Origin of the sequence: Microbacterium testaceum (assembly GCF_001476655.1) — a bacterium.
Classification (GTDB): Bacteria; Actinomycetota; Actinomycetes; order Actinomycetales; family Microbacteriaceae; genus Microbacterium; species Microbacterium testaceum_C.
Genome location: NZ_LDRT01000049.1, coordinates 1 through 23,311, shown reverse-complemented (window position 1 = coordinate 23,311; position 23,311 = coordinate 1). Strand labels below are relative to the sequence as shown.

23 protein-coding genes are annotated in these 23,311 nt (G+C 71.4%); 14 read left to right on the top strand and 9 right to left on the bottom strand.

The window, feature by feature from the left end; all coding sequences use genetic code 11:
- The first annotated feature begins 190 nt into the window (after window positions 1-190).
- The 5 genes from NS220_RS08245 (at window position 191) to NS220_RS19695 (ending at window position 4,859) form a co-directional block, all read left to right on the top strand.
- Complete coding sequence (locus tag NS220_RS08245) at window positions 191-877, top strand: SipW-dependent-type signal peptide-containing protein (RefSeq protein WP_242864567.1); 687 nt, start codon at window positions 191-193, stop codon at window positions 875-877.
- The gene (locus NS220_RS08240; RefSeq protein ID WP_058623594.1) at window positions 874-1,485 is read left to right on the top strand and encodes a signal peptidase I; all 612 of its coding nucleotides are present in this window, start codon (window positions 874-876) and stop codon (window positions 1,483-1,485) included. The genes NS220_RS08245 and NS220_RS08240 overlap by 4 nt, the downstream gene beginning before the upstream one ends.
- Window positions 1,486-1,498: 13 nt before the next feature.
- Complete coding sequence (locus tag NS220_RS08235; protein WP_058623593.1) at window positions 1,499-2,227, top strand: hypothetical protein; 729 nt, start codon at window positions 1,499-1,501, stop codon at window positions 2,225-2,227.
- Window positions 2,224-3,963: a choice-of-anchor G family protein gene (locus tag NS220_RS08230; protein ID WP_058623592.1), complete on the top strand. Its 1,740-nt coding sequence runs from the start codon at window positions 2,224-2,226 to the stop codon at window positions 3,961-3,963. Before NS220_RS08235 ends, NS220_RS08230 begins: the two co-directional genes overlap by 4 nt.
- A 239-nt stretch (window positions 3,964-4,202) precedes the next feature.
- Window positions 4,203-4,859, top strand: a complete 657-nt coding sequence (locus tag NS220_RS19695; RefSeq protein ID WP_153004212.1) for an excalibur calcium-binding domain-containing protein — start codon at window positions 4,203-4,205, stop codon at window positions 4,857-4,859.
- A 36-nt stretch (window positions 4,860-4,895) separates the two neighbouring features.
- On the opposite strand, the gene NS220_RS08220 is transcribed toward NS220_RS19695, so the two are convergent.
- Window positions 4,896-6,098 (bottom strand): trans-sulfuration enzyme family protein, encoded by a 1,203-nt coding sequence (locus NS220_RS08220; protein ID WP_058623591.1) that lies wholly within the window; start codon window positions 6,096-6,098, stop codon window positions 4,896-4,898.
- A gap of 108 nt (window positions 6,099-6,206) precedes the next feature.
- Between NS220_RS08220 and NS220_RS08215 the strand changes: the two genes are divergently transcribed.
- Complete coding sequence (locus NS220_RS08215) at window positions 6,207-6,650, top strand: Lrp/AsnC family transcriptional regulator (protein ID WP_058623590.1); 444 nt, start codon at window positions 6,207-6,209, stop codon at window positions 6,648-6,650.
- Window positions 6,651-6,711: 61 nt separating this feature from the next.
- Here the strand turns inward: NS220_RS08215 and NS220_RS08210 are convergent, their stop codons facing one another.
- Together NS220_RS08210 and NS220_RS08205 are read right to left on the bottom strand one after the other, a co-directional pair.
- Window positions 6,712-8,091 carry an aldehyde dehydrogenase family protein gene (locus tag NS220_RS08210; RefSeq protein WP_242864566.1) on the bottom strand — a complete coding sequence of 460 codons (1,380 nt, stop codon included), beginning with the start codon at window positions 8,089-8,091 and terminating at the stop codon, window positions 6,712-6,714.
- Window positions 8,092-8,099: 8 nt separating this feature from the next.
- Entirely contained in the window at window positions 8,100-9,155 is a 1,056-nt protein-coding gene (locus NS220_RS08205; protein WP_058623588.1) for a homoserine dehydrogenase, read from the bottom strand.
- Between the two features lie 267 nt (window positions 9,156-9,422).
- Here NS220_RS08205 and NS220_RS08200 point away from each other — a divergent pair, with 267 nt between their 5' ends.
- A complete protein-coding gene (locus NS220_RS08200) occupies window positions 9,423-10,919 on the top strand; it encodes an amino acid permease (protein WP_081323062.1) in 1,497 nt (498 codons plus the stop codon).
- Entirely contained in the window at window positions 10,916-11,665 is a 750-nt protein-coding gene (locus NS220_RS08195) for an IclR family transcriptional regulator domain-containing protein (RefSeq protein ID WP_058623587.1), read from the top strand. The genes NS220_RS08200 and NS220_RS08195 overlap by 4 nt, the downstream gene beginning before the upstream one ends.
- A 1-nt stretch (window position 11,666) precedes the next feature.
- Here the strand turns inward: NS220_RS08195 and NS220_RS08190 are convergent, their stop codons facing one another.
- On the bottom strand, window positions 11,667-12,491 hold the full coding sequence (locus tag NS220_RS08190; protein ID WP_081323061.1) for an IclR family transcriptional regulator: 825 nt from the start codon (window positions 12,489-12,491) through the stop codon (window positions 11,667-11,669).
- 169 nt (window positions 12,492-12,660) lie between these two features.
- On the opposite strand from NS220_RS08190, the gene NS220_RS08185 reads away from it, so the two are divergent.
- Both NS220_RS08185 and NS220_RS08180 read left to right on the top strand, forming a co-directional pair.
- Window positions 12,661-14,097, top strand: coding sequence for an amino acid permease (locus NS220_RS08185; protein WP_058623586.1), 1,437 nt, complete (start codon window positions 12,661-12,663; stop codon window positions 14,095-14,097).
- Between the two features lie 138 nt (window positions 14,098-14,235).
- Entirely contained in the window at window positions 14,236-15,558 is a 1,323-nt protein-coding gene (locus NS220_RS08180; RefSeq protein WP_058623585.1) for a flavin monoamine oxidase family protein, read from the top strand.
- 53 nt (window positions 15,559-15,611) lie between these two features.
- Here NS220_RS08180 and NS220_RS08175 read toward each other — a convergent pair whose 3' ends face one another.
- Entirely contained in the window at window positions 15,612-16,472 is an 861-nt protein-coding gene (locus NS220_RS08175) for a sulfurtransferase (protein ID WP_058623584.1), read from the bottom strand.
- Window positions 16,473-16,488: 16 nt separating this feature from the next.
- Window positions 16,489-16,989: a DUF4188 domain-containing protein gene (locus tag NS220_RS08170; protein WP_058623583.1), complete on the bottom strand. Its 501-nt coding sequence runs from the start codon at window positions 16,987-16,989 to the stop codon at window positions 16,489-16,491.
- Between the two features lie 71 nt (window positions 16,990-17,060).
- Here NS220_RS08170 and NS220_RS08165 point away from each other — a divergent pair, with 71 nt between their 5' ends.
- The 3 genes from NS220_RS08165 to NS220_RS08155 all read left to right on the top strand — a co-directional run bounded on the left by NS220_RS08165 (window position 17,061) and on the right by NS220_RS08155 (window position 20,460).
- Complete coding sequence (locus tag NS220_RS08165) at window positions 17,061-17,669, top strand: MerR family transcriptional regulator (RefSeq protein ID WP_058623582.1); 609 nt, start codon at window positions 17,061-17,063, stop codon at window positions 17,667-17,669.
- A gap of 80 nt (window positions 17,670-17,749) precedes the next feature.
- Window positions 17,750-18,718, top strand: a complete 969-nt coding sequence (locus tag NS220_RS19690; RefSeq protein WP_153004211.1) for a GNAT family N-acetyltransferase — start codon at window positions 17,750-17,752, stop codon at window positions 18,716-18,718.
- Window positions 18,715-20,460: a S16 family serine protease gene (locus tag NS220_RS08155; protein WP_058623581.1), complete on the top strand. Its 1,746-nt coding sequence runs from the start codon at window positions 18,715-18,717 to the stop codon at window positions 20,458-20,460. Before NS220_RS19690 ends, NS220_RS08155 begins: the two co-directional genes overlap by 4 nt.
- 105 nt (window positions 20,461-20,565) lie before the next feature.
- Here the strand turns inward: NS220_RS08155 and NS220_RS08150 are convergent, their stop codons facing one another.
- Window positions 20,566-21,336, bottom strand: coding sequence for a siderophore-interacting protein (locus NS220_RS08150; RefSeq protein WP_058623635.1), 771 nt, complete (start codon window positions 21,334-21,336; stop codon window positions 20,566-20,568).
- 92 nt (window positions 21,337-21,428) lie between these two features.
- Window positions 21,429-21,650 (bottom strand): hypothetical protein, encoded by a 222-nt coding sequence (locus NS220_RS08145; RefSeq protein WP_058623580.1) that lies wholly within the window; start codon window positions 21,648-21,650, stop codon window positions 21,429-21,431.
- A gap of 55 nt (window positions 21,651-21,705) precedes the next feature.
- Here NS220_RS08145 and NS220_RS08140 point away from each other — a divergent pair, with 55 nt between their 5' ends.
- The gene (locus NS220_RS08140) at window positions 21,706-22,554 is read left to right on the top strand and encodes a siderophore-interacting protein (RefSeq protein ID WP_058623579.1); all 849 of its coding nucleotides are present in this window, start codon (window positions 21,706-21,708) and stop codon (window positions 22,552-22,554) included.
- Window positions 22,555-22,557: 3 nt separating this feature from the next.
- Here the strand turns inward: NS220_RS08140 and NS220_RS08135 are convergent.
- A partial coding sequence (locus NS220_RS08135) for a DNA-3-methyladenine glycosylase family protein (protein WP_058623578.1) occupies window positions 22,558-23,311 on the bottom strand: 754 nt, incomplete at its 5' end.

Genomic DNA, 23,311 nt, shown 5'->3' with positions numbered 1-23,311 from the left:
GGCTCAGTAGTCGAGAAGAACCGCGCGTTCTCATTCGAACGGACAGGGGGCTCTCGGCATCCACTGAGGTTCGCTCTGATTCCCGCTCCGAGGCCTTGGGCGCGCGCCCTTCAGGACGGGAGGCTCGCCCCGCGGGGTCGCCCCGCCCGCTCGGTATCGGCCGAGTGGATCGAAACTGATAGGGGTTTCTATGGAGAACCAGAAGCGCCGGGTCGTTCGGCGTCGTATTTTCGCCGTCGCTGCCGGCGGCGCGGCTCTCGGGGTCGGCGTCGCCGCGACCCTGGCGGCCTGGACCGACACCGAGTGGGTGTTCGGAGGGGATGGTGCGGGGGGACCCGGCGTCGGAACGTCGACCTTCGCGATCGAGCAGAACACCGATCCGGGCTTCGACCCCGCCGCCTGGACGGACGAGCCGGACAACCCCGGTGGGGAGATGGTGTTCACCGCGGCCGGGCTGCTCGGCACCGAACTCACCCCGGGCGACAGCGTCTACGCCGCCGTGGCGCTGCGCACCAAGGCTGCGTCCATCGCCGGCGACGTCGAGCTCCAGCCCGCGGTCACGGGGGCCGGCATCACCGTCAACGATGCGGGCGACCTGCTCTTCGACGCCCTCGACGTTCGCGTGGCGACGAGCGCCACCGCTTTCACGTGCGACGGATCGGCATTCACGGGAGGCGCGACCATCATCGCCGATGGCGCCCTGTCGGGTACGGGTGGATCCGTCACGCAGCCGCTCGCGGCGGCGTCCGGCTCGGTGCAGTACTACTGCTTCGAGGTCACGCTTCCCGACCCGATCCCGCTGGCGGGTGGAACGACCGTCGAGGACTACATGGGCCGGACGATCGCCCCCGCCTGGGAGTTCGTGGCCACCTCGTGAACGATCTGGTCACGGCATCCCGCCCCGTCGCCGCGCACGCCGCGGGCCCCCGACACAGGGCATCCGCTGGAGCGTCCGCCGTCGAAGCGGTCACGCCGATCGAGCGGATTCGGGATGCCGTGACCACCCTCGTCGGATGCCTCGGCATCCTCACCGTCACCTGGTTGGTGGCGAGCGCCGTGTGGGGGCTGGGGATCATCGTCTTCATGACCGGGTCGATGTCTCCCACCCTCCCCACCGGTGCCGCCGCGATCACCCAGACGGTCGACGCCGCCGACCTCGCGGTCGGAGACGTCGTGACGGTACGGCGCCCGGGCAACGGTGCCCAGGTGACCCACCGCATCGTCGACGTCCAGCCCGTCGCGGGGGATCCGCAGGCCCGCAGCCTCACCCTCCGCGGCGACGCGAACGATTCCGCCGATCTCCGTCCGTACGTCGTGACCACCGCCGCCCGCGTCCTCGTCGGTGCACCCGTCGCCGGATCGATCATCACCGCGGCGAAGGCGCCCGCGGCCATGCTCGGGGGATCCGTGCTCGTCGCCGCGGTCATCGCGTGGGCTCTGTGGCCCTCATCGCCCCGGACGCAGACGTCCCACCCCTCCCGCTGACCCCAGGAGACCCATGTCCCTCTCTCTCCGCGCCGGTCGCCGGCGCGTCAGCGCGGTCCTCGCCGCCGCCGCTTCCCTCGTGCTCATCGGAGCGGGAGGCCTCTTCGTCGCCGACGCGGCCCGCGCGGCGTTCGTCGACGTCCCACCCACGGGCGCGCCGGGCCGGTTGGTGCTCTCCTCCGACCCCTACCCCGCCGAGTTCCTCGACCTCAGCCCCGGGGACCCCGCTTTCTGGCAGATCCGCGCACGACTCGAGGACGCCACCCGCGCGACCCTCGCCCTGGAACTGCGCAAGAGCGGTCCGCTCGCCGAGACGCCGCGCGGTCTGATCATGCAGGTCGACGTCTGCGATGCGCCGTGGGCGGGCTTCCCGGACCGGCCTCTGTGCGCATCGGGTAGTCGCCCCGTCACGCTGGCGACCCCGGCCGAGGACTACACCTCGGCGTCGCCGTCGTTCGAGCTGCGTCCCCTCACGCCCTCCGCGCCCCAGTTCCTGCTGGTGACGCTCTCGGTGGACGACTCCGCCGCGGCGCAGGAGGACACCTCGCTGATGGGGCTGCGCGGTCGGATGGGGATCGGTCTCACAGCCACGTCGATCGACGATGTCGCGGTCCGACCGCCGGATCGACTGCCGGTCACCGGGTTCGACCCGACGGCGCTGATCGGCGTCGGCGCGCTCGCGGCCGGCCTGCTGGGGCTCGGCGCGTCGCTGCGCATCGCACGGAACGGAGGACGACGGTGAAGACATCGGTACGCGCGGCGTTGGCCGCGTCGATCGGGGCGGTGCTCGTGGTGCCGCTGGGCATCACCGCGACGACGGCGAGCTGGAACGACGCCGAGTGGGTCCACGAGGACGCGCTCGGGACGGCCACACTCGACTGTGCGCAGAATCCGGCGGTGGAGAGCCGCTCGCGCGGCACCTTCCTCGCCGGCGAACTGCTCGGGATCGACCTCGACGCGATCGCCCAACTCGATGACATGCGCCTGACGGTGCAGGCCGACGGCACCCCGGTCCCCGATCCCGCGAACGCGATCGACCTCGGTTCCACCCCGCCCGTGTACACCTTCGCGAACCCGTTGAACGTCACGGCCCTGGGCATCGTGGGAGTGGATCTGACCGGGTTCAGCGTCGGGCTTCCCGGAGCCGCCCTGGGGGCGGCGAATCAGTGGGCTCAGGGGGCGACCAGCGGTCGCGCGGCCGGCGCCTCCGGGTTGATCAACGACTCCGGAGCGGTCCTGGTCTCCGACTCGACGCCCGACGACGATCTGCCGCGGCCGGCGACGATCGACCTCACCGATCTGCTCCCCGCGATCACCGGCCTGGAGACGGCGACGCTCGAGGTCGGCGCGGTCGCGGCGAGTTCTCAGCTGGACGGGTGCGCGGCTCTCCTCGAGCAGGTGTGGGGCGTGGCCTCCGCGCAGCCGGTCTCTCAGAGGGATTACGGCATCGCCTCTCTCGGGGTGACGCTGGATTCACCGGCGGTGGGCGCGCTGACCGGAGCCGTGACGACGACGGTGGGGCAGCTGGAGACCGCGGTCGCCGGACTCATCGGACAGAACGGGCTGATCGCGCAGAACCTGCGGTCCGCCCTCGCCCTCCGGGTGCCGGGGATCGCCGCCGCGAGCATGACGGGCACTGTCACGATCAGCGGGCTCAACCTGCAGTCGACGGTCGCCCCGTTCCTCGGTCTCCAACTCCAGGGCGACGGATTCACGATCGATCTCGCGAACGGACGCATCCTCGTCGACCTCGAGCGGCTCACGGGTCCGCTGAACGGTGCCGCGCCCAACACGGAGCTCGTCCTGAACGCGGGGGTCGTCAACGCCATGGTCGCCGAAGCGGGGGCACTCCTCGACGACTGGGCCGATGACGTCACGGACGCCCTGCGCACGGCGATCCGGAACGCACAGTTGAAGATCACGCTGTCCACGAGCGTCTCGGCCGCCGGGTTTACCCTCGCCACGGTGTCGCTCGGCGTGGACGCGACGATCGGAGCCGTCGTGGACGGGACCGCGACGATCGGCGTCACTGTGTCGAACCAGCCGACGGGGGTGATCGTCAACACCATCAACGCGGCTCTGAGCGTGGCCGGCCTCCCCCAGCTGACCACGATCCTGAACACTCTCACCGCATCCGGCTCTGCGGTGACCGCGTCCCTGGCCAATCTGCTCACGACGCAGTTGTTCGACCGCATCACGACCCTCGGTGCCACCCTGTCCACCCTCTCCGCTCCGGTGGTGAGCGTGCTCGCCGATGTGGTGAACGCCCTCCCCAGGGTGGTGTCCGTCATGGTCAACGTCCAGCCCGATCAGGCGGGCGCACCGCCCTCGCTCACGTCCATCGCCGCGACCTCCCGGTCGACCGCCGAGTATGCCGTCACCGCCTTGCGGCTCGGGCTCGCCGACTTCGCCGTCCCGGACGACGTGGCCCACGTCCTGTTCGGCACCGGATCGGCGGGGCCGGTCACCCTCCCGTGAGTCGAGGCGGCGAGCACCTCGCTCGACGATCCGCCCCCTGCGTGGCCCGTCTCCCGCACGCGCATTCCGCCCGCGTGCGTGTGCGAGAGACGGGAAGCGCAGAGAGCAGTGCCACGGAGCGACATCTTCGCCCGGTGGAGAGTGCGCGGCGTCGTGCGTGTCGCCAAGATGACGACGGGGAGCGCTACCCGAGCGCACACATTCACCGCCCGCGAAGACGCGGCGGTTGAGGGGGATCGATGGAGCACATCAACCTGCCCGCGGCCGGATGGTACGCGGCGCCGCACGCCGGCGGCGAGCAGCGGTACTGGGACGGAGCGGCGTGGCACGACCCCGCCGCGGCGGGACAGGCGACGCCGTTCCTGAAGAGGACGCTCACCCGCCGCACCGGCGCCCTCGTCGCCGGGGCGGCGCTCGTGCTGGGGCTCGTCGTGGGAGCCGTGTCGGGCGGGGCGGGGAGTCAGTCCGAGGTGGCCACGTTGAAGGCCCAGGTCTCCGGCCTCCAGTCGGATGTCGCCGAGGCGCAGACGGCGGCGGAGGAGTCCGCGGACACCCTGGCGTCGGCGACGGCGGCGAGCGACGCGATGACGAAGCAGCGCGACTCGGCCACGGCGCGGGTCGCCGAACTGGAAGCGGCGGCGGCCACAGCGAAGGCCGAACTCGACGCCCGGGCCGCGACGATCGCCGACCTCCAGGGCAAGGTCGCGGCGAAGGATGCCGCCCCGCCCGTCGTCGAGGTCGCTGCACCGGAGGCCGCTGCACCCGAGGCTCCGAAGTCCGTGTACTACAAGAACTGCACGGCTGCCCGCGAGGCGGGTGCGGCTCCCGTGCGCCGGGGAGATCCCGGTTACGGGTCTCATCTCGATCGCGACGGTGACGGGATCGGCTGCGAGTAGCGTTCGAGGTGCCACCCGCTCGACCTCGTCGCGAGGTCAGAGGGGTGTGGCATCCAGGGCCGCGTCGAGGTCCGCGAGCAGATCGTCCGCGTCCTCGAGTCCCACCGAGAGCCGCAGGTGACCGTACCGGCGGAACTCCGCGGGGTACGTCGCGGTACGCGGTCCGTCGGCGGCGGTGTGCACGATGAGGCTGTCGTCGTGGCCGAGCGAGAACCCCGACGTGATCAGGCGCAGGTTCGACACGAACCGGTTCTGGACGTCGGGGTCGCCGTCGAGGGCGAACGCCATCATGCCGCCGAACTCCCGTCCGCCGAACTGGCGGCGGGCCACGTCGTGTCCGGGGTGCGAGGCGAGGCCGGGGTAGGCGACGAAGGCGACCCGCCGGTCGGCGTCGAGGAACTCGGCGATCCTCTGCGCCGACGCGAAGTGCTGACGCAGACGCAGGGGGAGCGTGACCGATCCCCGCTGGATCATCCACGCGTTGAACGGAGAGATGACGCCGCCGACGTCGACCATCGCGTCGGCCTTGATCGGCGCGATCAGCTCGGTACGACCGATCACCGCGCCGCCCATCGCGTCGCCGTGGCCGTTGATGTACTTCGTCAACGAATGCACGACGAGGTCGGCCCCGTCGGCGAGGGGGCGGTAGAAGGGCGGAGGCGTGAACGTCGAGTCCACCATCAGCACCGCTCCGACCTCGTGGGCGATGTCGGCGAGCATCGTGATGTCGGCGACCTTCGTGGTCGGGTTGGCGATGGCCTCGACGCACACGAGGCGGGTCTCGGGACGCATCGCCGCGCGCACGGCATCCGGGTCCGTCACGTCCACGAAGGTCGCCTGGATGCCGTAGCGGCGGGGGAGGAGCTCGGTCCACAACCGCCAGGTCGCTTCGTAGACGACATCGCTCACGACGACGTGGTCACCCGCGCGCACGTGCGTGAAGAACACCGCGTGGAGGGCGGCGACGCCGGACGCGAGGGCGACCGCGTCCTCGCCGCCTTCGAGGGCCGCGAGCTTGCGCTCGAGCGCCTGCTGGTTGACACCGGTGTTGCGCGTGTACAGGCCGGGAGCGGTCGCCGACCAGCTGATCTCGCTGGGGTCGTCGGGCAGCGCGAACGAGTTCGACATGACGAGCGGCGTGCGAAGGGCCCGCGTGCTGTCGAGGGTGATCCCCCCGTGGACGGCGAGGCTCGCCTCGGCGAGACTGCGGGAGTCGGCTCGATCGGGTCGTGTGGACACGACGGTTCCTTCCTGCCCGACCGCGGGTGACGCGTCGTTCGGCGTGAGCTACCCTAGCGTGCAAGATAAACACATGACAATGCGTATTGTGCACATATAGGAGTGAGCATGGTCAGGCCCCGCATCGACGCGATCGACGAGCGCATCCTGTCGGAGCTCCGCGCGGACGCCCGCATCTCGTTGGTGACCCTGGCCGCCCGCGTGCACCTGTCGCGCAACGCCGTGAAGCAACGAATCGAGCGCTTGGAACGCGACGGCCTCATCCCCGGGTACACGCTCGCACCCGCGCGCATCGACGACGGCCGGGTCACCGCGATCGTGCTCGTGTACCGCGCGGACCGGATGCGCGGGGCGGGGGTCATCACGGAACTCACCCGGATCCCGGAGGTGATCCAGTGCGACATCCTCTCGGGGCAGTTCGATCTGCTCGTCACCCTCCGCGCCGACTCGATGGAGCGGATCGGTCAGATCTGGGAACGCATCGCGGCGCTGCCCGGTGTGTCCGACACCGTGACGTCGATCTCGCTCACGCGCGTCATCGACCGCCCCTGACGACCACGCGGAAGGATGCCACGCCCCCGTGCTCGTGGCCGGAGGGCGTGGCATCCGAGGGTCATGCGTTGATGCACACGACCTTGGGCTGGGTCATCTCCTCGTAGGCGAAGCGCACTCCTTCGCGGCCCATGCTCCCGTACTTGGCCCCGCCGAACGGCATGCTGTCGACGCGGTAGTCGGAGGAGTCGTTGATCATGACGCCCCCGGCTTCCAGGCGCTCCGCCACGCGCAGGGCGCGGCCGAGGTCGCGGGTGAACAACCCCGCGTGCAGGGCGTAGTCGATGTCGTTCGCCTGCGCGATCGCCTCGTCCTCGGTGTCGAACGGCGCGAGGACGACCACGGGGGCGAAGGCTTCGTCGGCCCACAGCTCGCACGAGAGAGCTACGCCCTCGACGACCGTCGGGGCGTAGACCGAGCCGTCGCGGCGGTGACCGGCGAGCACGCGCGCCCCGGCCCGCACGGCGTCGTCGACGATCCGCTCGGCGCGTTCGGCGGCATCCGTCGTGATCATCGGACCGACGTCGGTCGACTCCTCCGTCGGGTCACCCGCGCGCAGCGCCGCGGTCGCCGCGACGAAACGCTCGCGGAAGGCGTCGTGGATCCCGCGCTGCACGAGGATGCGCTGCGCGCCGACGCAGTTCTGCCCCGCGGCCCAGAACGCCCCCGACACGCACGCCTCGACGGCGTGCGCGAGGTCGGCGTCGTCGAACACGAGCACGGGCGCATTGCCCCCGAGCTCCATCGCGAGTCGCTTGAGTCCCGCGCCGCGCGCGATCGCCTCGCCCGTGGCGAAGCCGCCGGTGAACGACACCAGGCGCGCCTCGCGTGCCGAGACGAGGGCCGCGGCCACGTCACGATCGCCGTGCACGACCGTCACGATCTCGTCGGGCAGGCCCGCGTCGATCAGGATGCCGACGAGGAACTCCGCCGTGAGCGGGGTGTGCGGCGACGGCTTGAGGATCACGGCGTTGCCGCCGGCCAGGGCGGGTCCGAGCTTGTGCGCGACGAGGTTCAGCGCGTCGTTGTAGGGCGTGATCGCCACGACGATGCCGAGCGGCTCACGGGTGAACCACCCCCGGCGGTTCTCGGACCCCTCGAAGGCGTCGAACGGGATGACCTCGCCCGTCGCCGCGCGCGCCGTCTCGGCCGAGAGCGAGAGCGTCGTCACGGCGCGGCGCACCTCCTTGCGGGCCTGCCGGATCGTCTTACCGGCCTCGCGCACGATGAGCTGCGCCGCCTCGTCGGCGCGGCTTTCGAGCAACTGCGCAGCCCGGTGCAGGACCGCGTGCCGGGCGAAGCGCGAGAGATCGCGCGACAGTTCGGCGCCGACGCGGGCGCGATCGAACACGGCGGGCACGTCGTCGACGCCGATGGTCGGCACGCTGCCGATCACGGAGCCGTCGAAGGGGTTGCGCACCTCGAGGGCGTCGGTGGGCATCGTCAGGGTCATCGCCGTGCCACCGCGGTCTGCGCCACGCGGGCGTCGATCTCGATGATGTCCGAGAGCAGCGCGTAGGCCGTCTCGACGCGTCCGGCTCCGGGGCCGCTCACGGTCACCGTGCCCAGCAGGTCGGTGTCGAACGACACCGCGTTGGTCGGGCCGCTGATTCCGGCGAGCGGGTGGGTCAGCGGCAGCGCGACGGGCTCGACGCTCGCGCGCACCGTGCCGTCGGGGAGGCGTTCGGCTGCGCCGATGAGCTTGTACCGCGAGCCTCGGGCGGCGGCATCCACGATGTCGGCGGGGGTGATGCCCGTGATGCCGGTGCAGGTCACGTCGGCGGGCGTGATGTCGGCGCCGAGGACCTCGTTGGCGAGGATGACGACCTTGAGGCGCACGTCGGAACCCTCGATGTCGGCGGTCGGGTCGGCCTCCGCGTAGCCGAGGGTCTGCGCCTCGGCGACCGCGGTGGCGAGGTCCATACCCGTCTCCATCTGGCCGAGCACGTAGTTGCTCGTGCCGTTCAGGATGCCGCGCACCGCGTCGACGCGCAGTCCCTGCAGCGTGGAGGAGGCGAAGCGCAGCACGGGCGTACCGCTGACGACGGAACCCTCGTAGGCGAAGTGCACGCCGTTCGCCGCGGCGATCGCGTTCAGCTCGGGGCCCGCGAGGGCGACGGGGCCCTTGTTCGTCGTCGTGACGCTCTTCCCCGCCTCGAGGGCCAGACGCACGTGCGAGACGCCGGGCTCGCCGTCGACCGGATTAGTGAAGGTCGCCTCGACGACGATGTCGGCGGTCGTGTTCCGGATGACCTCGACGTTGCGGGGCTCGGCATCCCCGCCCGGCCAGCCGGCGAAGGTGGCGCCGGGTGCCAGAGCGAAGACGGCGTCCAGATCGATGCCGTCCTCCTGCATGAGGGAGCCCAGGCGCAGGTCGGTGATCGCGACGATGCGCAGCGCGAAGCCGAGCTCGGCCGCGAGGTCGTCACCGCGGTCGCGGATGAGCTCGGCCAGGGCGCGGTTCACGCCGCCGAAGCCGATGAGGGCGAGATCGTGACGGTTCATGGGTCTCCTCGAGAGGGTGCAGGACGGGGTCTTCGGCCATCGTCCGTCGCCGCCGTGTCGCTCTGCGCCTGGCATTCCGACGGTGAGGGATGCCGTTATGTCGGTGCGGCCGCCGGATCGCCCGATTGATTGCGGACCGTTCTCCGCCCTTGAGCGGACCGCCCGAGGCCGCTACTGTCCGAGGAAACATGTGCGAAATGAACACAGTGCAGTGTTCATGCCACACGAAATGCGATCCGTTCCCCTTCTTCCCGAATGCGAGACGCCATGCCACGCTCCACCGACTCCACGTCCCTCCCGAACGCCCTCCCGCAGACCGTCGCGACACAGGTGCCACTGCGACGCCTGCAGCGCTCCATGGACGCGCGCCACCTGGTGATGATCGCCCTGGGCGGCGTGATCGGGTCGGGGCTCTTCCTCAGCTCGGGCTACACCATCAACCAGGCCGGCCCGCTCGGTGCGATCGTCGCCTACCTCGTCGGCGCGTTCGTCGTGTACCTGGTGATGTCGTGCCTGGGCGAACTCGCCGTGGCCTACCCCGTCTCGGGCGCCTTCCACATCTACGCGGCCCGTGCGATCAGCCCCGCCACCGGGTTCACGACGGCCTGGCTGTACTGGCTGTGCTGGGTCGTCGCCCTCGGCTCCGAGTTCACCGCCGCCGGCATCCTGATGCAGAGATGGTTCCCCGGTGTGGAGGTGTGGGTGTGGTGCCTGGTGTTCGCCGGCATCCTGTTCACCCTCAATGCGATCTCGGCGCGCGTGTTCGGCGAGACGGAGTTCTGGTTCTCGCTCATCAAGGTGGTCGCGATCGTCGCGCTCATCGTGCTCGGCGGTGCGGCGATCTTCGGTTTCACCCCGCTGTCGTCCGAGCACCCCGGGGCCGTTCTGTTCAGCAACTTCTCCACGCCCGACGGGCTCTTCCCCACCGGCATCGCCGGCGTCCTGATGACCTCTCTTGCCGTCTTCTACGCCTTCAGCGGCTCGGAGCTCATCGGTGTGGCCGCAGGTGAGACGAAGGACCCCGCCCGCAACATCCCGAAGGCCCTCCGTTCCACCGTGCTGCGCCTGCTCGTGCTCTTCGTCGGTTCCATCACCGTCATCGCCGCGATCCTGCCCTACGAGCAGGCGGGCCTGACGTCGAGCCCCTTCGTCGACGTCTTCGAGTACGTCGGTGTGCCCTTCGCCGGCGACATCATGAACTTCGTCATCATCACCGCGCTGCTCTCGGCGGGCAACAGCGGCCTCTTCTCGTGTGCGCGGATGCTGTTCTCCCTCGCGGAGGAAGGGCACGCTCCCCGCGCGTTCACGAAGCTCACCTCCCGCGGCATCCCGATCGTCGCCCTCAGCGTCAGCATGGCCGTAGGACTCGTCTCCCTGGTGTCGAGCGTGATCGCCGCCGAGACCGTCTACCTCGTGCTCGTCTCGATCGCCGGGTTCGCCGTCGTGGCGGTGTGGATGTCGATCGTCGCGGCGCAGTTCTTCCACCGGCGGGCCTTCGTCCGCGGGGGCGGTGACATCAAGACGCTCGCCTACCGCACGCCGTTCTACCCCGTCGTCCCGATCCTCGCGTTCGTGCTGCTCGGCGTCTCGATCGTCGCGATCGCCTTCGACCCGAACCAGGTCGCGGCGCTGTACTTCGGCATCCCGTTCGTCGTCGCGTGCTACGTGTTCTTCTGGTGGCGGTACGGTCGTCGAGGGGTCGCGCCCGTCGCCGTCGTCGACGAGGAGGCGCCGGCGGCTCCCGCACCCGAAGGACACCGATGACCCCACCCGCCTCGCTCACGCAGGGTCTCGCCCTGCTGCACACCGCCGTCGAGCGGGAGCGGTCGGGCCGGGCCGGCTGGGCGCTGTCGCGCCTGGCCGAGGCCGCGGGCGTCGAACGCAGCCGCGCGTCCCGCGTCACTCAGGAACTCCGTCGCCTCGATTTCGTCGAACGAGACGAGACGACCGCGTTGCGCGCGGGCTCGGCTTTCTTCGCCGCCGCGGGGGCGCGGCACGAACCGTGGCTGCGCGCGGCTCGCGTGCACCTGCGGGCGATGGCCGCGCACCTGGGCATGACGGCGCGGGTGGTCGCCCCCGACGGTCCGCGCGCGCTGCTGCTGCGTGTCGAGGGCGCGGATGCGGCGGGCGAAGGCACCCTCCGCCCCGCGGCGGTCACCCCGATCTGGTGCACGGGCGCCGGGCGGGCTCTGCTCTGGGATCACTCGCGTGACGAACTCGATGCGCTCCTGGGCGATGCGCAGTTCGTCGGCGTCGGGGGGCCCGGTGCCGCTCGCACGGTCGCCGCCGTCGATGCCCTGCAGCGGCGCGACCGCGCGCGCGGACTGGTGGTCGCCCACGAGGAGTACGTAGCGGGAATCGACGAGTTCGCCCTCCCGGTGCGGGGCCGACAGGGCATCGTCGCGGCGGTGTCGTTGAGCGGCCCGACCACCGACACCACTCGCCACCGCCGGATCGAGGCCCTGCTCGCCGACAGTGCGCAGCGATTGAGCGCTCTCGCCGAGGCCTGAGTCAGCGGATGCCGTGCCCCAGGCGCGCCGACAGCGCCGAGGCCGCGAGGAGGCAGGCGTCGGCGAGTGCCGATGTCCGCGGCTGGAGGGCCGCTCGTTCGCCGACGACCTGTACCGCGGCGACCACCTCGCCACGGAAGTCCCACACCGGCGCCGCGACCGAATAGAGGCCCACCTCGGCTTCTTCGTCGACGATCGTGTACCCGCGTTCCCGGGCGGCGTGCAGCCGGGCCAGGAAGTCGTCGACGGACCGCGGCGCCCGCGGACCTTCGCTGTCGAACGCGGTGGCGGCGAAGATCGCACGAACCTCCTCGTCGCTGGCGTCCCACAGCACCGCTTGGCCGGCGTCGCTGCAGAACGCGGGGTAGGCGCGGCCGACCCAGGTGCCGATCATGCGCGAGACCGCCGGCACGCTCTCGACGATCGTGACGGTCGTGTCGCCGCGCAGGACACCGAGGAAGACGGCTTCCCCGGTGAGCGCGGCGAGGTCGTCGAGCGCGCTGAGCCCTTCGAGGCGCAGACGCCGGTCGACGAGGTCTTCGGCGGCGGTGTACCAGGCCCACGACAGGCGGTAGCGGCGCCCGGCATCGCGGGCGACCACGTCCTGATCCGCGAGAGCGGCGAGAGTGCGCGAGACGTGTGATCGTTCCCGCCCCAGGGCCCGGGCGACGTCCGTCGCTGACGCACCCTGCCCGTCGCGCGTGAGCTGAGAGAGGCTCGCGATCACGTCGAACGCCCTGCTGACGGTCGAGGTGACCTCGTCGTCGGCGGCGCCGTCGCCCCTCGCACCGGCGGCGACGGGGGCTCCTCGATCGGCGGAGGTCATCGTCTCAGCGTAGTCAGCCCGCGCGGACGACGATCTTGCGGATCGCGTGTCCCCCTCGGTGACGTGAGAAGAGGGGAGGAACAGCCGATGGCCCTGTGCGTCCATTACTCTGGCTCGCGGCGCACGCGAGCCCGTGGGCTTTCGACTCGAGCACGAGAGTGGGATCCCCATGGACGGACAGACGGACGCGCGCCCGGCCCCCGAACGGCAGCTGCGCCGCGCGATGAGCGCGCGCCACCTGGTGATGATCGCCCTCGGCGGCGTGATCGGGTCGGGTCTGTTCCTCAGCTCCGGGTACACGATCCACCAGGCGGGCCCGCTCGGGGCGGTGCTCGCATACCTGCTCGGTGCGTTCGTCGTCTGGCTCGTCATGGTGTGCCTCGGCGAGCTGGCCGTGGTCTACCCCGTCTCGGGGTCCATCCACATCTACGCGGCGCGCACGATGGGGCCGGCGACAGGCTTCGTCACGGCGTGGCTGTACTGGCTCTGCTGGGTCGTCGCCCTCGGGTCGGAGTTCACGGCATCCGGAATCCTCATGCAGCGCTGGTTCCCGAACGTCGACGTGTGGGTGTGGTGTCTGGTGTTCGCCGGCATCCTGTTCACCCTCAACGCGATCTCGGCGCGCGTGTTCGGGGAGACGGAGTTCTGGTTCGCGGCCATCAAGGTCATCGCGATCCTCGCGCTCATCGTGCTGGGGACCATGGCGATCTTCGGGTTCACCCCGCTGTCGACCAGCCCGCACGAGGCTGTGCTGCTCAGCAACTTCGAGACGCCGGAGGGTCTCCTACCGGCGGGGCTGGGCGGCGTGCTCATCACCTCTCTCGCCGTGTTCTACGCGTTCAGCGGTGCGGAGCTGGTCGGCGTCGCCGCGGGGGAGACGAAGGATCCTGGCCGCAACATTCCGCGCGCGCTGCGATCGACCGTCCTGCGCCTGCTCGTGCTGTTCGTCTGCTCGATCACGGTGATCGCGGCGCTGCTGCCGTACGAGAAGGCGGGGCTCAGCTCGAGCCCCTTCGTCGACGTCTTCGAGTACGTCGGTGTGCCGTACGCGGCCGACATCATGAACTTCGTCGTCATCACCGCGCTGCTCTCGGTGGGCAACAGCGGCCTGTACTCCTGCGCGCGGATGCTGTTCTCGCTCGCCGAGGAGGGATACGCGCCGCGCGCGTTCACGCGCCTCACCCGCCGCGGCATCCCGATGATCGCCCTGCTGGTGAGCCTGGCCATCGGTCTCGTGTCGCTCATCTCGAGCGTCATCGCCGCCGAGACCGTCTACCTCGTGCTCGTGTCGATCGCGGGTTTCGCCGCCGTGGCGGTCTGGATGTCGATCGTCGCGGCTCAGTACTTCCACCGGCGCGCGTTCGTCCGCGGCGGGGGAGATGTCGCGACGCTCGTGTACCGGACGCCGTTCTACCCGGTGGTGCCGATCCTGGCGTTCGTCCTGTTGACCGCGTCGATCGTCGCGATCGCGTTCGACCCCGATCAGGCTCCCGCCCTGTACTTCGGCATCCCCTTCGTCGGCCTCTGCTATCTGTACTTCTGGTGGCGCTACGGCCGGAAGGGCGTGACCCCGCGGCCCCTCGACGAGGAGGCGCCGGTCGCCTGAGTCGGGGCTCCTATACGCGGCGTCGATCCGGATGAGCCGCACCGTACGTCGGGGTGGCTGTCGCGGCTCGGCGCGGCCCACTACGGTCTCGGGAAAGGCGACGCGACCCGTGGGGGCCGCCGCAACCAGGAGGCATCCATGGAGAGCATCGACACGATCGTCGTGGGAGCGGGAGTCTCGGGGCTTGCAGCAGCCCGATTGCTCACCCGCGCCGGCCGCCGCGTGGTCGTGCTCGAAGCGCGCGACCGCATCGGCGGTCGCACGCACACCGATCGCTCCGGCGGGCACGTGACCGACCGCGGCGCGTCCTGGATCCACGGCATCGACGACAGCCCGGTCGCCGAGGCGGCGCGCGCGTTCGGGATGCCGATGGTCGAGTTCACGGTCGGTGGGTACCAGCCGGCCGGTCGGCCGCTCGCGTACTTCGATGAGAACGGCGCGCGTCTCTCCGCCGAGGGGGTCGAGCAGTACGCCGCTGACATCCGCGCCCTGAACGCGGCCCTCGTCGACGTCATCGCCGACTCCGCTCCGGATGCCACCTACGCCGACGTCGTCGACCGGGCCCTCGCCGCGCAGGACTGGGATGCCGCGCGCGCGGCGCGCGTACGCGAGTACAACGACCGCCGCGCGCAGGAGCAGTACGGCGTCGCGATGACAGGGCTCGGCGCCCACGGCCTCGACGACGACACCGTGAACGGCGACGAGGTCGTCTTCCCGCGCGGGTACGACGAGCTCGCCCAGAATTTCGCCGAAGGGGTCGACGTGCGGCTCTCGCACGTCGTGTCGGCGGTGCGCTGGTCGCCGGACGGCGTCACGGTGGAGACCGACCACGGCTCGTTCGCCGCCGCGAACGTCGTCGTCACCGTGCCGGTGGGGGTCCTGCAGTCCGGCGACCTCGCGATCGAGCCCGAGCTCCCCGAGACGCACCGCCGCGCCCTGGGCCTTCTGCGGATGAATGCCTTCGAGAAGGTCGTGCTGCGCTTTCCCGAGAGATTCTGGGATGCCGAGGTCTACGGCATCCGTCAGCTCGGTGCCGAGGGGGAGTGGTGGCACTCGTGGTACGACCTCGGTCGGATCCACGACGAGCCCGCCCTGCTGACGTTCGCGGCGGGGCCCGCCGCGGTGGCGACGCGCGAGTGGGCGGATGAGGAGATCGTCGCCTCGACGCTGGCACAGCTGCGACGGCTCTACGGGAACGACGTTCCCGAGCCCGAGAGCGCGGTCGTGACGCGTTGGCAGGACGATCCGTTCTCGCGGGGCTCCTACGCCTACATGCTCCCGGGCTCGGTCGGGTCCGACCACGATGACCTGGCCGTCCCGGTCGGCGGGGTCCTGCACCTCGCGGGCGAGGCGACCTGGGGCGACGATCCCGCGACGGTACCGGGCGCGATGCTGTCGGGGCACCGTGCGGCCGAGAACGTGCTGGGGCGAGAGGTCCCGCTGAGCGCGCTCTGGTCGTAGGCCCTGGGCCGCGGCGGAGGTCCCTGAGCGCGTCGAAGGGACCGGGCGGACCGCTACCGCCGCTCCGGCCCCGTCGCCACCGGCAGCTCCTCGTGGTTCGACCACTGACTCCACGACCCGGGGAACACGCGCGGCGCGAATCCCGCGAGCGTCAGCGCGACGGCCTGATGCGCCGCCGTCACCCCGGAGCCGCAGTAGACGCCGACGGTCATGCCGTCCTCGGCCCCCAGCATCCGGAATCGTGAGCGCAGGGCATCCGGCTCGAGGAAGCGCCCGTCGTCGCCGACGTTCTCGGTCGTCGGGGCGCTGATCGCCCCGGGCACGTGACCGGCGCGCGGGTCGATCGGTTCGACCTCGCCGCGGTAGCGCTCGCCGGCGCGGGCGTCGAGCAGCGGCGCGGACTCGGCGAACGCGCCCACCTCGTCGAGCTCGAGCGTCGGCAGAGCCCCGTACGACAGAGCGATGGATCCGGGCGTCGGGGGCTCGGCATCCCCTTCCTCCGTCATGAAGCCGGCACCGGTCCAGGCCGCCAACGCGCCGTCGAGCAACCGGACGTCGGCGACTCCCGCGTACCGCAGCAGCCACCACGCCCGCGCGCTCGACATGTTCTTCAGATCGTCGTAGACCACGACCGTGTCGCCCGCGTCGATGCCCCAGCGTCGCGCGGCGGCTTGCAGCGTCTCGACGGGAGGGAGAGGATGCCGGCCCTCGGTCGGCGCGCCGTGGGCAGCGAGATCGTGGTCGAGGTCGACGTACTGCGCGCCCGGGATGTGTCCGGCGCGGTACGCGGGGCGCCCGTCGGGGCGGTCGAGGCGCCAGCGGACGTCGAGGACGCGCACCGGCCCCCCGTCGGGGAAGGCTCCGGCTGCGAGGGCGTCGTGCAGGTCGTGCGCGGTCGTGAGGATCGAGGCCATGGTCCCAGTCTGGCCCTCAGCTCCCCGGGGCGGGACCCCGGGTCCGTCCGTCCGTCACGCGCGCTCGAGCGCGGTCATGGCGGGACGCGATCGGCACGAGTTCGGTGGCCTTCGGCAATCCCATCGGGGGTGTCGCGACGTAGATGGTCTCGGCGCGCTCGACGACGTACGTCTCGTGCCAGATGCCGACCGCACCCGGAGTCTTCCGCGCGCGTCGGTTGAATCGGGTCCACGCGGGGCGGTGCTCGTGCTCCGGGGCGGAGGCGTACGCGTACAGCTTCTCCAGCGACGACCAGTACTGCACGAGATACGGCCCGCGCGAGCCGAGAAGCATCGTGAAGCCGAGCAGTCCCGAGTCGGGGTCCACGCTGAGTTCGCGCAGCATCCGGGGCATGTCGCCCATCAGCGGCATCCACTGGTCGGGCCGCCACCACTTGTTGACGGTCATCCCGATGTGGAAGACGACGAGTTCGCCGTCGTAACGGTGGGTCATCCGACCCGGATTGATGGATGCCATGGGCTCGTCCTCGCTCGATAGTGATGCTATCCAGTGTTAGATAGTAGAGCTATCCAGTCAAGGGGGTCACGGTGCGGATTTCGGAATTGTCGGCGGAGAGCGGAGTCCCCGTGGCGACGATCAAGTACTACCTGCGCGAGAAGCTCCTGCCGGAGGGGGAACGCTCCTCGCCCACGCAGGCCTCGTACGGCGCCGCGCACGTGCAGCGGCTCGGGGTCATCCGCGCGCTCGTGGACGCCGGTGTCGGGATCGCGGGGGTGCGCAAGGTCGTCGGTGTGCTCGAGGAGCCGCCCGAGAACCCTTACGACCTGCTCGGTGCGGCCAATGCCGCCGTGACGCCCGAGATCGTCGGGGATCCGGATCTCACCGAGGCGACCGCGCTGCTGGAGCGCATGGGGGGAAGTCCCGAGAAGTGCTTCCCCGACCAGCTCGCGGCCGTCGCGCATGCCCTCTCGACGCTGGAGCGCGCCGAGTTCATGGTGCCTGAGCCCGTGATGGCGTCCTACCTCGAGCACCTGTCCGCGATCGCCGAGGCGGAGCTGGCCGCGACCCCCGACACGTCGATCGAGGACGCCGTGCGCTATGTCGTGCTCGGAACCGCGCTCGTCGAGCCGCTGATTCTCGCGCTCCGTCGCGTCGCGGAGCAGGTCGCCGCCTCGCGGCGCTTCGGCGCGGGCTGACCGCGCCGGTTCGGAGACGAGGTGGCCCGCGCCCTGTTCGGGGCATGAGCGATGTCGGTACGCCGGGGTACGGTCGAAGGATGGCCGTCACCCTGCACCGGGCGCCCGTCGCCGAGATCGACCCCCGCACCCTCTACCGCCTGCTCTGGCTGCGCGTGACCGTGTTCGTCGTCGAGCAGGAGGCCGCGTACCCCGAGATCGACGGTCGCGACATCGAACCGGGTGCCGAGCTGATGTGGGTCAGCGAAGGCGACGACGTGCTCGCGACCCTCCGTCTCCTGCGCGAGTCGACGAACACGCGTATCGGTCGGGTCGCCACCGCCGCCTCCGCTCGCGGCCGAGGGCTTGCCGCCGACCTCATGCGCGAGGCCGTCGAGATCCTGGATGCCGAGGCCCCCGGCATCCCGATCCTGCTCGACGCGCAGGCTCACCTGGCGTCCTGGTACGGACGATTCGGTTTCGTCGTGTCGGGGGCGCCGTTCGCCGAGGACGGGATCCCGCACGTGCCGATGCGGCGGACGCGTCTCGCGACCGAGCGTCTGGTGCTGCGCGAATGGACCCGGTCCGACGACGACCGGGCGTTCCTGTTCGACATGTACCGACGCCCCGAGGTGCGGCAGTACCTCGGCAACGGTCAGGTGATGACCGATCCGGTCGAGGTCGACGCGACCCTCGACCGCTGGACGAGTCTGGCCGACGGCATCCTAGGGGTCCGCGCCGTCGAGACGCGAGAGGGCCGACGGCTGGGCTCGGTGCTGCTCAAGCGCATCCCGTGGTCGGCGGGTGCGGGCAAGGGCCGGCCGGAAGACATCGAGATCGGGTGGCATTTCCACCCCGACGCGTGGGGATCCGGGTACGCCACCGAGGCGGCGGCCGCGGTCCTCGCGCTCGCGCACGAGAGCGGCATCCGCAGGATCGTCGCCGTCACGAACCCCGCGAACTCGGCTTCCGGCGCGCTCGCGCAGCGCATCGGACTGCGTCCGGTGGGCGAGACGGCCGACTACTACGACACCACCTGCGCGCTGTACGTCGAGGAGACCGAGGCGTGAGAGCCCGCGCGGCAGCCGCGACGGCCCTGGCCCTCGCGTGCACGCTGGTGCTGGCCGGATGCGACCTGGGATTCTCGCTCGGCTTCGGCGGCAAGCCCGACGGGCACTTCGAGGGCAGTGAGCTCACCGTTCCCGTGCTGTACGTCAGCGGCGGCAAAGGGGGCGTCGCCTCGCAACGGATCACCGCCGCGTCAACCGACGGCGGCGACCTCAGCATCGACATCACCGAGAACGACGTCAGCGGCGTCGCCCCGGTCACGCAGTCCGCGACCTGGACGGCGGTGACGGCGGCCACACTGCTCACCGGGGCGCGCCCCGACACGGCTTACACGTTCGGCTTCGACGCCCGCATCAACACCCCGGCCGCCGGTGCCGTGACCGCCGTGGGCGTGCTGGCGCTGTATTACGGCACCGAGGTGCAGCCTGGGGTCGCCCTCACCGGCGGCGTGACGCCGTTCGGCACCGTGAGCCCGGTCGCCGGCCTGCCCGAGCAGGTGACGGCGGCGATCGAGGCCGGCGGAATCGACACGGTCCTCGTCCCCGCGGGGCAACGCATCGCGGCGGATGCCGACGGCCGACCGGTCGACCTCGACCAGGTCGCGGCCACCGGCGGGATGACGATCACCGAGGTCGCCGACGTGGCCGGCGCGTACGCGATCATGACGGCCGAAGACCTGCCCGAGGCGGCGTTCCCCACCCCCGCCGCCTCGCCGACCCCGCTGCCGACCGCGACGGAGGGGCCGGTGGAGCCCGGGGATGGTGCGTTCGACGTCGCCATCGACAGTGCGCTGGCCCGCGTGGAGTCGTCTCTCGAGACCGCGACCGATGCGACCCTCGTCGAGCGCTCCCGGGCGGCCGCTGATCGCGCACGGACACTGCGCGATGCCGGCGACGACAGCGGAGCATTCGCTGCCGCCGCGGCCGCGGCCGACGTCGCCGCGGTCGCCGGTGCATCCGATGTCGACGCGGCATCGGTCGGTGGCACACGCACGGCGGCGGAGGACCTGCTGGCGGCGGCGTCGCAGAATCCTCCCGAGACGCTCGACGCCGCCGATCTCTCACTCGAGGTCATCGGAGCCGCGGCCGATGCCTACGCGCTCGCGGTCTCCGCGGAGGCAGCCCTCGCCGCCGGAGAAGAAGCGGCGCCGACCGCCGCGGCGCTCGCGGTTTCGGCGCTCGCCCGCGCGCGCGAGAGCGCCGCCCTGCGCGATGCGCTCGGCCCCGGGTCGGGGTCGATCTCGCGTGATGCCGACCTCGACGGTCTCGGCTCGCTGTTGCGGCGCGCCGCGATCGCGGCCACCGACGCATACGAGTCGCGCGCGGGAGAGGCACCCGTGCGCGCGGGCGATCTTCCGGCTGTGCGGCTCGCGGCCTACGACACGGCGCGCAAAGATCTCGAGTCGATCGCCGGCGGCGATGCGTGGCTCGGTCTCGCCTTCGCCGCAACCTCCCTCAGCCGGGCGGTCCCCCCGCTCGTCACGCAGCAGGCGGTGCGTGTGCCCGACGGCGTCGACCCGACGGCGGCGGTGCAGCAGCGCATCGCCGTCGGAGACCAGTACGCGGTGCGGGCCGTCGACGCGCTCGCCGACGCCGGGGCCGAGGTGTCTCTGGTGCGCGGAGCCCTCAGCGACGCGACGGCGACGGCCACGGCAGCCCCCGTACCCGGTGCGTCGGCGGTGTATGCGACGCCGTTCCTGCGAGCGCGCGTTCTCGCCTTCGCGGCCGGCGTCGAGCGCGCGTAGCGCAGCGCAGCACCGAATCGGGACACGCGCGTCTCGCCGGCGGCGGAGCACACGACGCGGCACGGTCCGCGTCGCGGCACGTCGATGCCCGCTCCCCGCCTGCTATCAGTGTGGCGCGTGGTACTCCGCCGTGCCGCGCTTCCAGTAGCCCTTGACGACGGTCGCGGCCGGGTCGCCTGACCATCGGTCGACCAGGAGGGCGCGTCCGGCGCGGACGATCGACTGCTCGGCGGCGACGAAGCCGAAAACGCACCCCTCGGGCTGCTCCTCGACATCGAGTGCGTCGAGCCAATCGGCGAGCTCCGCGCCGGCCGGCCTGTCGCCCCGGTGCACCTGGATCACCTGCACCCCCGCAGGTGCGGCCACGGGGAGGTCGTGCGCTGCATCAGGCACCTCGATCGCGATGCGACCGACTGCGTCGTCGTCCATCGCCGCGGCGAATCGGCGGATTGCGGGAACGGCCGTCTCGTCGCCGGCCAAAAGCCACGCGTCCGGACGCCCGACGAGCACCATCGACCCCCGCGGCCCTCCGACGCCCACGGGTGCGCCGAGGGGAGCCGTCTCGGCCCAGCGGCTGCCGACGCCGTCGCCGTGCAGCGCGACGTCGATGTCGAGCCAGCCGCGCTCGGCATCCCAGCTCACCGGGGTGTATTCGCGGCTCGGCGCGGACCGGAGATCGACGGTCGGTGCCGAGGAGAAGAACACGCGGATGTGATCGTCGGTGCCGGCCGAATCGAAGCTGCGGAGCTCGCTGCCCTCGAGGCGCAGCCGCACGTACGACGGGGTGAGGAACGTGCGAGCGGCGAGGGACGCCGAGCGGAAGACGAGCTCGTGGCGGCGGGGTTCGAGACGGGCTCCCAGGGTCGAGTTCGACATCATCACAAAGCTAAGGCTAACCTAACTTCATGTCGGATCAGAGGCGCGGCCGTACCACCGGTGAGCGGTCTCCTCTTGGTGGGCGATCGCCGTCAGAGCTGGATGCCGTTATCGGGGTCGTTCACGCCGACATTGCGGCCGCGGCTGGACTCGTACGCGATCAGCCATCCCACCGATACAGCCGCGGCGAGGATGACGCCCAGCCACACGTTCTGCCAGATCAACCCGAACAGGATGCCGAGACCCAGCAGCAGCACGCTGCCGAGCACCCAGTATGTGCGTCCTCGCGGCCAACCGGTCCCTGTCTGCGTCATGTGCTCAGCCTAGGCGCAGCCCCCACCCCCACCCCGATCCCTCGCGAAGGACGACATGGCTCGCACGAACGCCGCGCAGACGCGGCAGAAGCCCCTCGACAGCACGCTCCTCACCCTCCGGGTGCGCGAACGGCGGCGTCTCTCCCCGTCTTTCGCGCGCGTCACGCTCGGCGGCGAAGAGCTCTCCCGGTTCGCGCCACTCGGCCGCGACCAGTGGTTCCGCCTGTTCCTCCCCGTGGCGGAGGGCACGCTGTCGCGCCTGCCGAAGCAACTCGACACCTTCGCGTATCTCCGGTACCTGGCGATCGCCAAGACGGAACGTCCGGTGCTGCGCAACTACACCGTCGCCGGGTTCCGCCCCACCGGTGAGGACGGGCCCGAGCTCGACGTCGACTTCGTGATCCACGGCTCCGCAGCCGACGGGACCGCGGGACCGGCGGCGACCTGGGCCGAGACCTGCGAGCCCGGCGATGCCGTCGCGATCCTCGACGAGGGGATCCTCTTCACCCCTGCGGGTGGAGTGACGGGCCCCTTCGCGCTCGTGGGCGACGAGACGGCCCTGCCGGCGATCAGCGGCATCCTGGCCTCCCTTCCCGCCGGAGCCACCGGCACCGCTCTCATCGAGGTGCCCGAGGCCGGCGACGTGCGAGACCTCGTCGCGCCCGCCGGGGTGGACGTGCGATGGGTCGTCCGCGGCGTCGCGGACGCCACCCCGGGCGTCGCCGTCCGCGACGCTGCGCGGGACGACACCGCTGTCGAGGGTGTCGCGGCGGTGCCCGCGTACGCGTGGGTGGCGGGGGAGCAGGCTCTCGTCGCCGCGATGCGTCGGCACTGGGTTCGCGCGGGCGTGGACAAGCGCGCGATCTCGTTCACGGGGTACTGGCGGGCGTCGCGCGGGCACTGAACCTCAGCGGTCGCGATGGTCCTCGGGGTGCAGGCGCGGGCCCCGGCGGGGTTCGAGCGCCGATCCCACGTAGATGAGACGGATGACGCGCTGCCGGTGCCCCGCGAAGGGCTCGAGCAGCTCGAGCATGCCGTCGTCGTCGGTGCGGTGGCCGGTGAGGGCGTAGCCCACCTGATGCGCGAGGTGATAGTCGCCGACGCTCACGGCATCCGGATCCCCGAACGCGCGGATACGTGTCTCAGCGCTTGTCCAGATGCCGACCCCGCGCAGGCTGATGAACACGCGATCGCGGGCCTCGCCGTCGGTGGCGCCGCTCGCCGCGCGCACGATGGATTCGCCTCGGCGCGCCGTCTCGACGATCGTGCGGGATTGCGGGGGCTCGAGACCGGCGCGGTGCCAGGCCCACGAGGGCACGTGACGCCAGCCCTCGATATCGGGCGGGGCGAACATCGGTCGCGGCGTCGGCCCCGGCGCGCGCTCCCCGTACCAGGTGACGATGCTGCGCCAGGCCGAGAACGCCTGCAGGCTCGTGACCTTCTGCTCCATGATCGCGCTGACCAGGGCATCGAAGACGAGATCGGTGCGTCCGATCCGGAGATCGGGGTGCCGCCGGTGCCACTCGGCGACCGACGGATGCCGCGAAGCGTCGAACCCGTCGGGGTCGTCGAGCTTGCCGCAGAGGGCCGGCAGTTGGTCGAGTGCCCATTCGGCACCGGGCCCCCATGCCGCCGCGCGCACCGCACCCCCGATGCTCTGG

Bases quoted from the DNA above. Each gene is read 5' to 3' on its own strand.
- NS220_RS08245 (WP_242864567.1), top strand. From the start codon at position 191: ATGGAGAACCAGAAGCGCCGGGTCGTTCGGCGTCGTATTTTCGCCGTC.
- NS220_RS08235 (WP_058623593.1), top strand. From the start codon at position 1,499: ATGTCCCTCTCTCTCCGCGCCGGTCGCCGGCGCGTCAGCGCGGTCCTC.
- NS220_RS19695 (WP_153004212.1), top strand. From the start codon at position 4,203: ATGGAGCACATCAACCTGCCCGCGGCCGGATGGTACGCGGCGCCGCAC.
- NS220_RS08215 (WP_058623590.1), top strand. From the start codon at position 6,207: ATGGTCAGGCCCCGCATCGACGCGATCGACGAGCGCATCCTGTCGGAG.
- NS220_RS08210 (WP_242864566.1), bottom strand. From the start codon at position 8,091: ATGCCCACCGACGCCCTCGAGGTGCGCAACCCCTTCGACGGCTCCGTG.
- NS220_RS08205 (WP_058623588.1), bottom strand. From the start codon at position 9,155: ATGAACCGTCACGATCTCGCCCTCATCGGCTTCGGCGGCGTGAACCGC.
- NS220_RS08200 (WP_081323062.1), top strand. From the start codon at position 9,423: ATGCCACGCTCCACCGACTCCACGTCCCTCCCGAACGCCCTCCCGCAG.
- NS220_RS08195 (WP_058623587.1), top strand. From the start codon at position 10,916: ATGACCCCACCCGCCTCGCTCACGCAGGGTCTCGCCCTGCTGCACACC.
- NS220_RS08190 (WP_081323061.1), bottom strand. From the start codon at position 12,491: ATGACCTCCGCCGATCGAGGAGCCCCCGTCGCCGCCGGTGCGAGGGGC.
- NS220_RS08185 (WP_058623586.1), top strand. From the start codon at position 12,661: ATGGACGGACAGACGGACGCGCGCCCGGCCCCCGAACGGCAGCTGCGC.
- NS220_RS08180 (WP_058623585.1), top strand. From the start codon at position 14,236: ATGGAGAGCATCGACACGATCGTCGTGGGAGCGGGAGTCTCGGGGCTT.
- NS220_RS08175 (WP_058623584.1), bottom strand. From the start codon at position 16,472: ATGGCCTCGATCCTCACGACCGCGCACGACCTGCACGACGCCCTCGCA.
- NS220_RS08170 (WP_058623583.1), bottom strand. From the start codon at position 16,989: ATGGCATCCATCAATCCGGGTCGGATGACCCACCGTTACGACGGCGAA.
- NS220_RS19690 (WP_153004211.1), top strand. From the start codon at position 17,750: ATGGCCGTCACCCTGCACCGGGCGCCCGTCGCCGAGATCGACCCCCGC.
- NS220_RS08150 (WP_058623635.1), bottom strand. From the start codon at position 21,336: ATGTCGAACTCGACCCTGGGAGCCCGTCTCGAACCCCGCCGCCACGAG.
- NS220_RS08145 (WP_058623580.1), bottom strand. From the start codon at position 21,650: ATGACGCAGACAGGGACCGGTTGGCCGCGAGGACGCACATACTGGGTG.
- NS220_RS08140 (WP_058623579.1), top strand. From the start codon at position 21,706: ATGGCTCGCACGAACGCCGCGCAGACGCGGCAGAAGCCCCTCGACAGC.